The organism is Micromonospora orduensis, from assembly GCF_006228125.1.
Taxonomy (GTDB): Bacteria; Actinomycetota; Actinomycetes; order Mycobacteriales; family Micromonosporaceae; genus Micromonospora; species Micromonospora orduensis.
Genome location: NZ_VDFY01000188.1, coordinates 1 through 14,194 on the forward strand (window position 1 = coordinate 1; position 14,194 = coordinate 14,194).

Genomic DNA, 14,194 nt, shown 5'->3' on the forward strand with positions numbered 1-14,194 from the left:
TTGGGCGCGGGGCGCGGGGCGCGGACGTGCGGGAGCCCCCGGTCCCGTCAGGGGACCGGGGGCTCCCGGTAACGCGTCAGCTCAGCCGGCCTGCTCGGCGAGTTGGAGGAACTGCCGCTTGGCGGCGAGCGCCTGCTCGGCCTCCTTGATCCGGCGGGCGTCGCCGGCGCTCTGCGCCCGGACGAGCCGGTCTTCGGCCTCTGCCACCTGTGCCCGCATCTGGGCGAGCAGCGGGTTGTCTTCCTTGGTGGTGCGGCGCCACGCCGAGTCCATCACGTCGCGGACCTTGTCGTCGATGACGCGCAGTCGGCGCTCCAGCCCGGCGGCGGCCTCGCGGGGCACCCGGCCGGCCTCGTGCCACTGGGCCTGGATCTCCCGCAGCTTGGCCTGGGCGCCCTTCGGGTCGGCGTCGATGTCGAGGGCTTCCGCCTCGGCCAGCAGGGCCTGCTTGCGCTCCAGGTTGCCGCGCTGCTCGTTGTCGCGGGCGGAGAAGACCTCACTGCGCCGGCTGAAGAAGGCGTCCTGTGCGCCGCGGAACCGTTCCCAGAGCTTCTGTTCGGCCTCCTTGGAGGCGCGCGGAGCGGCCTTCCACTGCGTCATCAGCTCCTTGAGCTGGTTGGCGGTGGCCGCCCACTCGGTGGAGTCCTTGAGCTTCTCCGCTTCGGCGACCAGCTCCTCCTTGACGGTCTGCGCCTGCTTGCGCTGCGCGTCGAGGGAGGCGAAGTGGGCGCCCCGGCGGCGGGTGAAGCCGTCCCGGGCGGCGGCGAACCGCTTCCACAGCTCACCGTCGGCCTTCTTGTCGACCCCGCGGATGGTCTTCCACTCGTCGAGGATCTCCTTGAGCCGGTCGCCGGCGGTCTTCCAGCCGGTGGACTCGGCGGCGAGCTTCTCGGCCTCCTCGACCAGCGCGGTCTTGCGCGCCAGGGCTTCGACGCGGGCGGCGTCGCGGGCGGCCCGGGCCTCGCCGGCCTTCTCCTCGGCGAGGGTGGCCAGCTTGTCCAGCCGCGCGGCCAGCGCGTCGATGTCGCCCACCACGTGCGCCTCGGGGAGCGTGGCGCGGATCCGCCGGATCGTGCTCAGCGAGTGCCCGGCGTCCGCCGCGCCCGAGTTGAGCCGCGCTTCGGTCAGATCCACCTCGGTCACCAGGTCGGCGAAGCGGCGGGCGAAGTGCGCCAGCCCCTCCTCCGGCGCTCCCGCCTGCCAGGATCCGACCACCCGCTCGCCCTCGGCGGTCTTGACGTACACGGTCCCGTCCGCGTCCACCCGTCCGAAGGCAGTCCAGTCGCTCATGTGCCCATCCTCGATCTCCCGGCGTCGAAGGAACGAGTCCCCCGTCGCCGCCACGGCGCAGTCAACTTGCTTCCGGCATTGTCACAGGTCCAACCCGGTCCGCGTCGAGCGCCTATCGCCGACCGTGACCATACGGTGTCCTAGGGACCGAATGACCGGATCGGCGCGGAGACGCACCGGGGATTCCCGCTACGGTGGGCGGGTGCCACTGGTCGCCGCCGCCGTCTGCCCGCATCCGCCCCTGCTCGTGCCCGAGGTTGCCGGCGCCGCCGCACCCGAGCTGGACGATCTGCGGGCGGCGTGCGACACCGCCGTCGGTCGGTTGTTCGCCGTCGACCCGGACGCGGTGGTCCTGCTCGGCGCCGGCCCGACGACCGGCCCGATCTTCGCCCCGGCCACCGGTTCGTTCCAGCCCTGGGGTGTGGCCTTGGACGTACCCCTGGTGCCCGGCCAGTCCGACCGGGGCGCCGTGCTGCCCCTGAGCCTGACCGTCGGCGCGTGGCTGCTCGCCCGCCAGGGCCTGCGCGCGCAGGTGGCCGCCGTGCAGGTGGCGGCCGACGCCGGCGTAGCCGAGGTGGAGGCCCTCGCCGGGTCAATCGCCGGCTCGGCTGTGCGGGTGGCGCTGCTGGTGCTCGGCGACGGGTCGGCGTGCCGGGGGCAGAAGTCCCCGGGGTACGACGATCCGCGCGCCGAGGCGTACGACAAGCGGGTTGCCGCGGCCCTGGGCGGGGCGGACCTGGACGTGCTGCTCGACCTTGACCCGGTGGTGTCGGCGGAGTTGAAGGCCGCCGGCCGGGCGTCCTGGCAGGTGCTCGCCGGCGCGGCCCGCTCAGGTGGTGGCGGGTGGCGCGCGGAGCTGCTGCACGACTCGGCGCCCTACGGCGTCGCGTACTTCGTGGCGTCCTGGGAGCGGATGTGAGCGGCACGGTCGTCGCGATCGTCGGGCCGACGGCGGCGGGCAAGTCGGCGTTGAGCATCGCGTTGGCGCACGCGCTGGACGGTGAGGTGGTCAACGCCGACTCGATGCAGCTCTACCGGGGCCTGGACATCGGCACCGCCAAGCTGACGCCGGCCGAGCGGGACGGGGTGCCGCACCACCTGCTGGACATCTGGGAGGTCAGCGAGCCGGCGAGCGTCGCGGAGTACCAGCGGCTGGCCCGGGCGGCGGTGGACGACATCCTGTCCCGGGGGCGGGTGCCGCTGCTGGTCGGCGGGTCGGGGTTGTACGTGCGGGCGGTGCTTGAGCGTTTCGAGTTTCCCGGCACCGACCCGGCGCTGCGGGAGCGACTGGAGCGGGAGCTGGCCGAGGTCGGCCCGGCGCCGCTGTACGCGCGGCTGCGCGCCGCCGACCCGGCCGCCGCCGAGGGCATCCTGCCGGGCAATGGTCGACGGATCGTGCGGGCGCTGGAGGTGATCGAGCTGACCGGCGCGCCGTTCACGGCCTCGCTGCCGCAGCCGACGCCGTACTACCAGTCGGTGCAGCTCGGCGTCGACCTGGACACCGGCCTGCTGGACGAGCGGATCGCGGCGCGGGTGGACCGGATGTGGGCCGACGGCCTGGTGGCGGAGACCCGTGAGCTGCTGGGTCGGGGGCTGGCCGAGGGGCGGACGGCGAGTCGGGCGCTGGGCTACCAGCAGGTGTTGCGGCAGCTCGCGGGTGAGCTGACCGAGGCGCAGGCGCGCGACGAGACGGTCCGGGCGACGCGGCGGTTCGTCCGCCGGCAGCGGTCCTGGTTCCGGCGTGACCCCCGGATCCGCTGGCTGGACTCGGCGGCACCGGACCTGTTCGAGGCCGCCCTGCGTCTGGTGCCCGCCGCTGCGCGATGATGGGGGTGTGGAGTTCACCAAGGGCCACGGCACCGGCAACGACTTCGTCCTCCTTCCCGACCCGGACGGTCAGCTCGACCTGACTCCGGAGCTGGTCGCGGCGCTCTGCGACAGGCGGCGGGGCATCGGCGCGGACGGGGTGCTGCGGGTGGTCCGGGCGGCCAAGCATCCCGACGGCGCCGGGCTGGCCGGCGAGGCCGAGTGGTTCATGGACTACTGGAACGCCGACGGCTCGTTCGCCGAGATGTGCGGCAACGGCGCCCGGGTCTTCGTCCGGTACCTGCTCGACACCGGCCTGGCCACGCCCGCCGGCGCGGCGCTGCCGGTGGCCACCCGGGCCGGCGTCGTGCGCGCGCTCGTCGAGGGCGGCGCGGTCTCCGTCGAGATGCGCCGACCCCGGGTGTACGACAGCTCCGCCGCCACCCTCGGCGGACTGACCCTGGCCGGTACGGCGGTGGACGTCGGCAACCCGCACCTGGTCTGTGTCCTGCCGACGGGCGTGGAGCTGTCCGCGCTGGATCTGACGACCGCGCCCGGGTTCGACCCGGAGGTCTTCCCGGCGGGCGTGAACGTGGAGTTCATCGTGGCCGGCGACCCGGTCGACGGCACCGACGGGCACAGCCTCATGCGCGTGTACGAGCGCGGCAGCGCGGAGACCCTGTCCTGCGGCACGGGCGCCTGCGCGGTGGGCGCCGTGGCCCTGCGCGACGCCGGTCGGGACACCGGCGTGGTCGCCGTGGACGTCCCCGGAGGCCGCCTGACGGTGACGGTCACCGAGAACTCCTGCTGGCTGTCCGGCCCCGCCGTCCTGGTGGCAACGGGCGAGGTCGACCTCGCCGCGCTGGCGACACACCCGAGTTGATCAAGAGGTTTGGGTCAGGATCCGCGCGGATCCTGACCCAAACCTCTTGATCAACAGAAATAGGGACTTACGGGGTGGCGCTGGCGTTGGCGGCGACCTCGGGGAGGTCGGCCGGGCCGGGGTCGGCCGCTGGCAGCGGGCTGGGGTTGTGGGCGGCGGCGCGGACCGCGGCGGCGACCGCCGGGGCGACCCGGGAGTCGAAGACGCTCGGCACGATCACCGTCGGGTTGATCTTCTCCTCGCCGACCACGTCGGCGATGGCCCGGGCGGCCGCGATGGCCATCTCCTCGGTGAACTCCTCGGCGTGCGCGTCAAGCATGCCCCGGAACACCCCGGGGAACGCGAGCACGTTGTTGATCTGGTTCGGCTGGTCGGAGCGGCCGGTGGCGACCACTGCGGCGTGCTTGCGCGCCTCGCGCGGGTCGACCTCCGGGTCCGGATTGGCCAGCGCGAAGACGATCGAGTCCTTCGCCATCTGGGCGATGTCGTCGCCGGTGAGCAGGTTCGGCGCGCTGACCCCGATGAACACGTCGGCACCCCGGATGGCGCCGGGCAGGTCGCCGGAGTAGTTCTCCTTGTTGGTGTTCTCCGCCAGCCACTGCCAGGCCGGGTTGAGCCCGGTCAGCCCGCGGTGCAGGGCGCCCTCCCGGTCGTACGCGATGATGTCGCCGACGCCCTGGCGCAGCAGCAGCTTCATGATCGCGGTCCCGGCCGCGCCGGCTCCGGAGACGACCACCCGGACGTCCGCGAGTTGCTTGCCCACGACGCGCAGCGCGTTGGTCAGCGCGGCCAGCACGCAGATCGCGGTGCCGTGCTGGTCGTCGTGGAAGACCGGGATGTCCAGCGCCTCGCGCAGCCGGGCCTCGATCTCGAAGCAGCGCGGCGCGGCGATGTCCTCCAGGTTGATCCCGCCGTACGCCGGCGCGATCGCCTTGACGATCTGCACGATCTCGTCGGTGTCCTGGGTGTCCAGCACCACCGGCCAGGCGTCCACCCCGCCGAAGCGCTTGAACAGCGCCGCCTTGCCCTCCATCACCGGCAGCGACGCGGCCGGGCCGAGGTTGCCCAGACCGAGGACCGCCGAGCCGTCGCTGACCACGGCGACGGTGTTGCGCTTGATGGTGAGCCGCCGGGCGTCCGCCGGGTTCTCGGCGATGGCCATGCAGACCCGGGCCACGCCCGGGGTGTATGCCCGGGACAGCTCGTCACGGTTGCGCAGCGCGACCTTCGAGGTCACCTCGATCTTGCCGCCCAGGTGCAGCAGGAACGTCCGGTCCGACACCTTGCGCACGTCCACGCCGTCCAGCGCGGTCAGCGCGTCGACCACCTGATCGGCGTGACCGGCGTCGGCGGTGTCGCAGGTCAGGTCGACGATCACGTGGGTCGGGTCCGAGTCCACCACGTCCAGCGCCGTGACGATCGCCCCGGCCTCGCCGACGGAGGTGGTGAGCCGGCCGATCGAGGAGGCGTCCGCGGTCACGGCGATCCGGATGGTGATCGAAAATCCGGCGCTCGGCAGTCGGGTGATGGCCACGGGGATCCCTCCGTCACGGCTGTGCGGCCGTTCGGCCGCCGCCCGCATTTCTACCGGGTTGTCGCGGCCGACCAGCATTCGCCCCCACTTTTGGCGACCTTCACCATGGGCATATAGCAGGTGCGTTCGGCGTTGTGTCATGTCAGGATTACGTTCTACTTATCAAAACGGACAGGAGAACCGCTTGCGAGACCAGGAGAGCTTTGTCCCCGTCGAGGACGAGCTCGACGACGTCACCACGGGCGAGATGGAGCTGTCGGAGCGGCAGTCCCTGCGACGCGTACCAGGCCTGTCGACCGAGCTCACCGACGTCACCGAGGTGGAATACCGCCAGCTGCGGCTGGAGCGGGTCGTCCTGGTGGGCGTCTGGACCGAGGGTTCGGTGACCGACGCGGAGAATTCCCTGACCGAGCTGGCCGCCCTCGCCGAGACCGCCGGTTCGCAGGTGCTCGAAGGGCTCATCCAGCGCCGTACGCGCCCCGACCCGGCCACCTACATCGGCCGTGGCAAGGTCGACGACCTCGGCGCGGTGGTGCTCTCCACCGGCGCCGACACGGTCATCTGCGACGGCGAGTTGTCCCCGTCGCAGCTGCGCAACCTGGAGCAGCGCACCAAGGTCAAGGTTGTCGACCGCACGGCGCTGATCCTCGACATCTTCGCCCAGCACGCCAAGAGCAAGGAAGGTAAGGCGCAGGTCGAGTTGGCCCAACTCGAATACCTGCTGCCCCGGCTTCGCGGTTGGGGTGAGACGCTCTCCCGGCAGACCGGTGGTTCCGGCCGGGGCGGCGGCGCCGGCGGCGGTGTGGGTGTGCGTGGTCCCGGTGAGACCAAGCTGGAGACCGACCGGCGGCGGATCCGCCACCGCATCTCCCGGCTGCGCCGCGAGATCAAGAGCATGCGCACGGTACGCGTCACCAAGCGTGCCCGCCGCACCCGCAACTCCGTGCCCGCCGTGGCCATCGCCGGCTACACCAACGCCGGCAAGTCCAGCCTGCTCAACCGGCTGACCGGCGCGGGCGTGCTGGTGGAGAACGCGCTCTTCGCGACATTGGACCCGACCACCCGCAAGGCCACCGCCTCGGACGGGCGGCTCTACACCCTCTCCGACACGGTCGGCTTCGTCCGGCACCTTCCGCACCAGATCGTCGAGGCGTTCCGCTCGACGCTTGAGGAGGTCGCGGAGGCGGATCTGGTGGTGCACGTCGTCGACGGCACCCACCCAGATCCGGAGGAGCAGGTCCGGGCGGTGCACGAGGTGCTCGCCGAGGTGGGCGCGGACCGGCTGCCCGAGTTGCTGGTGGTCAACAAGACCGACGCCGCCGACGAGGACACGCTGCTGCGACTCAAGCGGCTCTGGCCGGACGCGATCTTCGTTTCGGCGCACTCCGGCCAGGGCGTCGAGGGCCTGCGCGCGGCCATCGAGGACCGGCTGCCGCAGCCGGCCGTCGAGGTCCGGGCGGTCCTGCCGTACGAGCGGGGTGACCTGGTGTCCCGGGTGCACCGCACGGGCGAGGTGCTCAGCACCGCGCACCTGCCGGAGGGCACTCTGCTGCACGTTCGGGTCAGCGCCGAGCTCGCCGCCGAGTTGGCCCAGTTCGACGTGGAACGGCAGGGCCAGGCGGCCGGCAGCCGCGCCTGAGCGGCCACGGCGTCATCCACCGGAAACGCACGGCATGCGACACTGGCCGAATGCGCCGCGTTGTTTCCTCGGTCACGGTTGCCCTCGGCCTGTTCGGGGCAACCGTGGCGCTCGCCGGAGTCGCCGCGGCGGCTCCCGCCCCTGGAGCGTCCGAGCCGCCCGCCGTCAAGCCCGGTAAGAAGCAGTGCACGATCGCCGACGAGCGGTTGCGCGAGCTGTCCGGCCTGGTGGCCACCAAGAGCGGCTTCATCGTGATCAACGACGGCACCGAGAACGAGGCGCGCAAGCGCGTCTTCTTCCTCGACACCAAGTGCAAGATCTCGAAGGAGCCGGTGCGGTACTCGGGGCAGGGCCCGTTCGACACCGAGGACCTGGCGCTCTCCCCGAACGGCGCGACGCTCTGGATCGGCGACATCGGCGACAACGTCTCCTCGAAGGAACGCCGCAAGAGGGTCGCGCTCTGGTCGATGCCGGTCAGCGGCGGAAAGCAGCCGGTGCTGCACCGACTCTCGTACCCGGAGGGCAAGCCGCACGACGCCGAGGCGCTGCTCATCGGCAACGACAACAAGCCCCTGATCATCACCAAGGTGACAAGCGGCAAGGCCGAGATCTTCACCCCGTCGGCGGCGCTCAAGACCGGTGACACCGACCCGGTGCCGATGCGCAAGGTCGGCGACATCACGCTGCCCAAGACGCAGACGGACAACCCGCTCAACACGTTCGGGCGGGTCGCGATCACCGGCGCGGCCCGGTCCCCGGACGGCAACCGGGTGGTCCTGCGCACCTACGCGGACGCCTTCGAGTTCGACGTGACCGGTGGGGACATCGTCACCGCGCTCACCACCGGGAAGCCTCGGGTGACGCCGCTGACGGACCCGTTCGGCGAGGCCATCAGCTACTCCCCGGACGGCAGGAGCTTCCTCACGGTCTCCGACGGCGGCCAGTTGGGCGCGGAGGACCCGATCGACATCCTCAGCTACGCCCCGTCCAGCTCGACGGCGGTGCCGCTGGCCGCCGAGGGGGGCGCCAAACCGGCCGCCGACAAGTCGTGGACCGCCGGCCTGAGCTTCGACGACATCACCTACCTGGTCGGCGCGGTCGGTGTGCTGGGTCTGCTGCTGGTCGGTGCCGGCATCATCGGCATCGTCCGGGCGCGCCGTCGGCCGCCGGCCGAGCCGTCCGATCGGTCGGATCCCGACGGCGAGCCCTTCGGTGGCCCTCGTGGTGGGCGTACCGAGTCGGGCGGGGAACGTCCGGCCGGCGTCTACGGTGGCGGCGCGGCTGCGGGGGGCGCGGTCTACGGTGCCGGCGGTGGCGCGGGTCGCGGCGGTACGGGCCGTGGCGGTCCCGCCCCGGCGTCCGGAGCGGTGTACGGCGGTGGCCGTCCAGCGCCCGCCGACGGAGGCTACGGCGGTGCCCGGCCGGGCGGTGCCGGTGGTGGCGGCGTCTACGGCGGCGCGCGTCCCCCGGCTGGCGGCGGCGGACGGCCGCCAGGTGGCGGCGGCGGCCGACCCGCGGGCGGTGGCGGGGGTCGTCCCCCGGCCGCCGGCGGTGGTCGGCCCAGCGGTGGTGTGTACGGCGGTGCTGGTCAGCCCGGCGGGGGTCGGGCGGAGCCGCCCCGGCGTGGTGGGCCGGAGCCCGACTACCGGGGTCAGCGACCCGGCCGGCGGCGTGACGAGGACGCGCCGGTCGACCCGTACGGGCAGCAGCCGGGGCGCGGCCACCGGGGCGACCGCTACTAAGACCCCTACTAGCTCGCGGGCCGGCCGGCAGGCGGGCGCGGGTGAGCGCTGTGGGCACCCACCCGTTGCCCGCTCTCAGATCCGGCGCAGCACCGCCACGACCCGGCCCATGATGGTGGCGTCGTCACCGGGGATCGGGTCGAAGGCCGGGTTCTGTGGCATCAGCCAGACGTGCCCGTCGCGGTGTCGGTAGGTCTTGACGGTCGCCTCGCCGTCGAGCATCGCGGCCACGATCTCACCGGAGTCGGCGGTCGGCTGCTGGCGGACGACCACCCAGTCGCCGTCGCAGATAGCCGCGTCGAGCATCGAGTCACCCTTGACCTGGAGCATGAAGACCTCGCCCTCGCCCACCAGCTCGCGGGGGAGCGGGAAGATGTCCTCCACGGCCTGCTCGGCGAGGATCGGCCCACCGGCGGCGATCCGGCCGAGCATCGGCACGTACGCCGGGGTCGGCCGCTGCGCGCGGGTCAGCTCGTCGTCGATGGCCTCGCTGGGGGCGCGGACGTCCACCGCGCGCGGCCGGTTGGGGTCGCGGCGCAGGAAGCCCTTCTTCTCCAGCTCCTTGAGCTGGTAGGCGACGCTGGACGGCGACACCAGGCCGACCGCCTCGCCGATCTCGCGCACGCTCGGCGGGTAGCCGTGCCGCTCCACCCAGGTGCGGATGAACTCCAGGATGCGGCGCTGGCGGGCGGTCAGGTCGACCGTCGCCGGGTCGGGGAAGGCGCTGACCACCGGGGTTACCGGGCGCACGGCGGGCTGACCCGTCCGGCTGCGCGCGGCGCTGCGGCGTCGGGTGGCCGGGGGGCCCGCCTCGGTGATGTGCTGCGGCGTCTTCGGCCGGCTGGCCCGGTCCTCGGTCACGTCCGTCCTCCCTGGTCGGCGCTGGGTGCCTCGTCGGCTCGTGGTGCGTGTGGTGGTGCCACGTTGTTCCTGACCGTATAGGTGAGATCGGTCATTTTCAAACATCTGTACGACCTCTCGCCGGCGTGTCGGGGTGAAAAACCGCTCCGGTCGTACGGATGTTCTGATAGATGGTACGTCGGCTGGTACACGTGTTCGATCGTCGGCCGTTTTCCGGGTCGGTTCGATCCGGCCGGCCGGTAACCCGGGCCGGGTGCCGGCGTTGGGTGTTTGCGGCGGAGGGATGGTCTCGGATGACCGGATGGTCCGTGACGCGCCGGACACGCCGGTCAACTTGACCCGGGTTGCCGAGCGACATACGGTCAACCCCTAGATGTAGTAGTGACACGGGCGTAAGTTGCCTACAGGTTGGGTCCGACTACCGACCGCACTCCCGTAACGTTGATCACGGCGGGCGCCATGAGCGCATGGCACCGCCGTGGTGGGTCGTGCCCGGGCGTCCGGTACGACGTGGTTGATCATGATTAGGAGGGGCGCGATGCGGTGTCCGTACTGCCGGCACGCTGACTCCCGGGTGGTCGACTCGCGGGAGGCCGACGACGGCCAGCTCATCCGACGGCGACGGTCCTGCCCGGAGTGCGGCAAGCGGTTCACGACCGTCGAGGAGGCGGTCCTCGCTGTGGTCAAGCGCAGCGGGGTGACCGAGCCGTTCAGCCGTACGAAGATCATCGGCGGGGTGCGCAAGGCGTGCCAGGGCCGGCCGGTGGACGACGACTCACTCGCGCTGCTCGCGCAGCGGGTGGAGGAGACCGTCCGGGCCAAGGGGGCCGCCGAGATCCCCAGCCACGAGGTGGGCCTGGCGATCCTGGGCCCACTACGTGACCTGGACGAGATCGCCTACCTGCGGTTCGCCAGCGTGTACCGCTCCTTCGACTCGCTCGCCGACTTCGAGCGCGAGATCGAGACGTTGCGGGACGCGGCGCGCGCCCGGGAGCAGGGCCGGGCCGATGCGGTCGAGGCCGCCGGCCGTACCAGCTGAGTCTTCACAGTTTTCGAGAGATCAGGACGCGCGGTGGGGCACCGCGCAGACGAGGGGGGCGACGGCGTGACAACGAGCCGTTCACGGAACAAGGCAGGCGCGGGGCTGAAGATCGAGCGGGTGTGGACGACGGAGGGGGTCCACCCGTACGACGAGGTCTCCTGGGAGCGCCGGGACGTCGTGATGACGAACTGGCGGGACGGCTCGATCAACTTCGAGCAGCGTGGGGTGGAGTTCCCGGAGTCGTGGAGCGTCAACGCCGCGAACATCGTGACCACCAAGTACTTCCGGGGCGCGGTGGGGACCCCGGAGCGGGAGTGGTCGCTCAAGCAGCTGATCGACCGGGTGGTCGGCACCTACCGCACCGCCGGTGAGGAGTACGGCTACTTCGCGAGCCCGGCCGACGCCGAGGTCTTCGCGCACGAGCTGACCTGGATGCTGCTGCACCAGGTGTTCAGCTTCAACTCGCCGGTCTGGTTCAACGTCGGCACGCCGTCGCCGCAGCAGGTCAGCGCCTGCTTCATCCTGGCCGTGGACGACTCGATGGACTCGATCCTCGACTGGTACAAGGAGGAGGGGCTGATCTTCAAGGGCGGCTCCGGCTCCGGCGTCAACCTGTCCCGGATCCGGTCGTCCCGCGAGCTGCTCTCCTCCGGTGGCACCGCCTCCGGCCCGGTCAGCTTCATGCGCGGCGCGGACGCCTCGGCCGGCACCATCAAGTCCGGCGGCGCGACCCGCCGGGCGGCCAAGATGGTCATCCTCGACGTGGACCACCCGGACATCCAGGAGTTCGTGGTCACGAAGGCGCGCGAGGAGGACAAGATCCGGGCGCTGCGCGACGCCGGGTTCGACATGGACCTGGGCGGCTCCGACATCGTCAGCGTGCAGTACCAGAACGCCAACAACTCGGTCCGGGTCTCCGACGAGTTCATGTCGGCGGTGGAGAACGGCAAGGGCTTCGACCTGCGCGGTCGGCTCGACGGCTCGGTGATCGAGACCGTCGACGCCAAGAACCTGTTCCGCTCCATCTCGCAGGCCGCCTGGGAGTGCGCCGACCCGGGCCTGCAGTACGACGACACGATCAACGACTGGCACACCTGCCCGGAGACCGGGCGGATCACCGCGTCGAACCCGTGCTCGGAGTACCTGCACCTGGACAACTCCTCGTGCAACCTGGCCTCACTCAACCTGATGAAGTTCCTCCGCGCCGACGGTGGCTTCGAGGTGGAGAAGTTCGTCAAGTCCGTCGAGTTCGTCATCACCGCGATGGACATCTCGATCTGCTTCGCCGACTTCCCGACCGAGAAGATCGGTGAGACGTCGCGGGCTTACCGGCAGCTCGGCATCGGGTACGCCAACCTGGGCGCCCTGCTGATGGCCACCGGCCTGCCGTACGACTCGGAGCAGGGCCGCTCGGTCGCCGCGGCGATCACCTCGCTGATGACCGGCACCGCCTACCGCCGCTCCGCCGAGCTGGCCGGCGTCGTCGGCCCGTACGACGGCTACGCCCGCAACGCCGAGCCGCACAAGCGGGTCATGCGCAAGCATGCCGCCGCGAACGACGAGATCAAGCCGACCAGCCCGGTGGCCACCGCGATCGTCCGCGAGGCGACGAAGCAGTGGACCCAGGGCAACAAGATCGGCGACCGGAACGGCTGGCGCAACGCGCAGGCGAGCGTCCTCGCGCCGACCGGCACCATCGGCTTCATGATGGACTGCGACACGACCGGCGTGGAGCCGGACCTGGCGCTTGTCAAGTTCAAGAAGCTGGTCGGCGGCGGCTCGATGCAGATCGTCAACCAGACGGTGCCGCGCGCCCTGCGCAGCCTCGGCTACCCCGAGGAGCAGGTCGAGGCGATCGTCGAGCACATCGCCGACCACGGTCACGTGGTGGACGCCCCCGGCCTCAAGCCGGAGCACTACGCGGTGTTCGACTGCGCGATGGGTGAGCGGTCGATCGCTCCGATGGGCCATGTGCGGATGATGGCGGCGATCCAGCCGTTCGTGTCCGGCGCCATCTCCAAGACGGTCAACATGCCGGAGGCGGCCACCGTCGAGGACGTCGAGAAGATCTACTTCGAGGGCTGGAAGCTCGGCCTCAAGGCCCTGGCGATCTACCGGGACAACTGCAAGGTCGGCCAGCCGCTCTCGGTGGCGAAGTCCAACAAGGCCACCGAGCCGGCCGCCGTGGAGACCGCGGCCGCCGCGCCGGCCGCGGTGGAGAAGGTCATCGAGTACCGGCCGGTGCGCAAGCGCCTGCCGAAGAAGCGCCCGTCCGAGACGGTCAGCTTCTCCGTCGGCGGCGCCGAGGGTTACCTCACCGCGTCGTCCTACCCGGACGACGGCCTCGGCGAGGTCTTCCTCAAGATGTCGAAGCAGGGCTCGACCCTGGCCGGCGTGATGGACGCCTTCTCGGTGGCCATCAGCATCGGCCTGCAGTACGGCGTGCCGCTGGAGACGTTCGTCAGCAAGTTCACGAACATGCGCTTCGAGCCGGCCGGCATGACCGACGACCCCGACGTGCGCATGGCGGCCTCGGTGATGGACTACATCTTCCGTCGCCTGGCACTGGACTTCCTGCCCTACGAGCGCCGCGCCGAGCTGGGCATCTTCACCGCCAGCGAGCGGGCCGCCCAGCTGCGGGCCGAGGCCGACGCGGAGGGCGCCGCCGTCACCGGTGCCGAGCTCACCGCGATGGCGTCCTCCGCGCCGGTGGAGGCCCCGGCCAAGCCGGAGGCCGTCGCGCAGCCGGCGCAGGAGATGGCCGACGTGGCCGCCGCCAAGCCGGCCCCGAGCGTGGGTTCCAGCACCGAACTGCTGGAGGCCGTGATCGGCAAGGCCGCCGACGCGCCGCTCTGCTTCACCTGCGGTACGAAGATGCGCCCGGCCGGTAGCTGCTACGTCTGCGAGGGCTGCGGCTCCACCAGCGGCTGCAGCTGAAAATAGGAAGCCATCGTGTCTCCTGCATCTCTTTAACGCTCGGGCCGTGTTGATAAAATCCTGACTCGGCAACTCAACGAATGCCTCCCACCCCTAATTGGGTGGGAGGCATTCGTTGCCGGCGGTGACACCGTTGCAATCCTGGCCTCGTCGCAACACGGAAGGAAGGTCGAGTGAGGGTGCTGTCGCAGTAGTGTTGTACAGGTCTGAAACGCGATCAACAATGGGTCCCAATGTGTTGCGAAGGCACTGCGGGTCGAGCTGTGGGCTGGTGTGCTCGCTCCGAGCAGGCGGGGAGCACGCGGAGAACTGGTGAGCAACCTCGAGGTCTAGTTGTTCATCAATAGCGTGAAACGACGGGCTACTTTGCCACCGATTGCTTATGGCATTGTCATCGTGCAGCTGGTATGAATTGATTCGAGCGTTGATCCTCAAGATCTTTTCGGGGTTTCGATGTGGT

General features: G+C 71.1%; 10 protein-coding genes. 7 read left to right on the forward strand and 3 right to left on the reverse strand.

Annotation, left to right across the window (positions count from 1 at the left end; genetic code table 11):
• Window positions 1-81: 81 nt before the first annotated feature.
• The gene (locus tag FHG89_RS21185; RefSeq protein ID WP_139586153.1) at window positions 82-1,290 is read right to left on the reverse strand and encodes a DUF349 domain-containing protein; all 1,209 of its coding nucleotides are present in this window, start codon (window positions 1,288-1,290) and stop codon (window positions 82-84) included.
• A gap of 151 nt (window positions 1,291-1,441) precedes the next feature.
• On the opposite strand from FHG89_RS21185, the gene FHG89_RS21190 reads away from it, so the two are divergent.
• From FHG89_RS21190 to dapF, 3 genes are read left to right on the forward strand one after another with little or no spacing between them, the layout of a single operon-like run.
• A complete protein-coding gene (locus FHG89_RS21190; RefSeq protein WP_139586154.1) occupies window positions 1,442-2,209 on the forward strand; it encodes a class III extradiol dioxygenase subunit B-like domain-containing protein in 768 nt (255 codons plus the stop codon).
• Window positions 2,194-3,117, forward strand: a complete 924-nt coding sequence (gene miaA / locus FHG89_RS21195; RefSeq protein ID WP_244295690.1) for a tRNA (adenosine(37)-N6)-dimethylallyltransferase MiaA — start codon at window positions 2,194-2,196, stop codon at window positions 3,115-3,117. The genes FHG89_RS21190 and miaA overlap by 16 nt, the downstream gene beginning before the upstream one ends.
• Before the next feature lie 7 nt (window positions 3,118-3,124).
• Window positions 3,125-3,979 (forward strand): diaminopimelate epimerase, encoded by an 855-nt coding sequence (dapF, locus tag FHG89_RS21200; protein ID WP_139586156.1) that lies wholly within the window; start codon window positions 3,125-3,127, stop codon window positions 3,977-3,979.
• A 67-nt stretch (window positions 3,980-4,046) separates the two neighbouring features.
• Here dapF and FHG89_RS21205 read toward each other — a convergent pair whose 3' ends face one another.
• Entirely contained in the window at window positions 4,047-5,561 is a 1,515-nt protein-coding gene (locus FHG89_RS21205; protein WP_425280198.1) for an NAD-dependent malic enzyme, read from the reverse strand.
• A 136-nt stretch (window positions 5,562-5,697) separates the two neighbouring features.
• On the opposite strand from FHG89_RS21205, the gene hflX reads away from it, so the two are divergent.
• Window positions 5,698-7,152 carry a GTPase HflX gene (gene hflX / locus FHG89_RS21210; protein ID WP_139586158.1) on the forward strand — a complete coding sequence of 485 codons (1,455 nt, stop codon included), beginning with the start codon at window positions 5,698-5,700 and terminating at the stop codon, window positions 7,150-7,152.
• Window positions 7,153-7,202: 50 nt separating this feature from the next.
• Window positions 7,203-8,894, forward strand: a complete 1,692-nt coding sequence (locus FHG89_RS21215) for a hypothetical protein (RefSeq protein ID WP_139586159.1) — start codon at window positions 7,203-7,205, stop codon at window positions 8,892-8,894.
• Between the two features lie 75 nt (window positions 8,895-8,969).
• Here FHG89_RS21215 and lexA read toward each other — a convergent pair whose 3' ends face one another.
• Window positions 8,970-9,755 carry a transcriptional repressor LexA gene (lexA, locus tag FHG89_RS21220; protein ID WP_139586160.1) on the reverse strand — a complete coding sequence of 262 codons (786 nt, stop codon included), beginning with the start codon at window positions 9,753-9,755 and terminating at the stop codon, window positions 8,970-8,972.
• A 538-nt stretch (window positions 9,756-10,293) separates the two neighbouring features.
• Here lexA and nrdR point away from each other — a divergent pair.
• Both nrdR and FHG89_RS21230 read left to right on the forward strand, forming a co-directional pair.
• On the forward strand, window positions 10,294-10,794 hold the full coding sequence (nrdR, locus tag FHG89_RS21225) for a transcriptional regulator NrdR (protein ID WP_139586161.1): 501 nt from the start codon (window positions 10,294-10,296) through the stop codon (window positions 10,792-10,794).
• Window positions 10,795-10,827: 33 nt separating this feature from the next.
• On the forward strand, window positions 10,828-13,734 hold the full coding sequence (locus FHG89_RS21230) for a vitamin B12-dependent ribonucleotide reductase (RefSeq protein ID WP_139586162.1): 2,907 nt from the start codon (window positions 10,828-10,830) through the stop codon (window positions 13,732-13,734).
• The last annotated feature ends 460 nt before the right edge of the window (window positions 13,735-14,194 follow it).

What these genes read in the sequence shown, in the direction of transcription:
- FHG89_RS21185 (WP_139586153.1), bottom strand. Translation starts at nt 1,290, where the DNA reads ATGAGCGACTGGACTGCCTTCGGACGGGTGGACGCGGACGGGACCGTG.
- FHG89_RS21190 (WP_139586154.1), top strand. Translation starts at nt 1,442, where the DNA reads ATGACCGGATCGGCGCGGAGACGCACCGGGGATTCCCGCTACGGTGGG.
- FHG89_RS21205 (WP_425280198.1), bottom strand. Translation starts at nt 5,561, where the DNA reads ATGCGGGCGGCGGCCGAACGGCCGCACAGCCGTGACGGAGGGATCCCC.
- FHG89_RS21215 (WP_139586159.1), top strand. Translation starts at nt 7,203, where the DNA reads ATGCGCCGCGTTGTTTCCTCGGTCACGGTTGCCCTCGGCCTGTTCGGG.
- nrdR (WP_139586161.1), top strand. Translation starts at nt 10,294, where the DNA reads ATGCGGTGTCCGTACTGCCGGCACGCTGACTCCCGGGTGGTCGACTCG.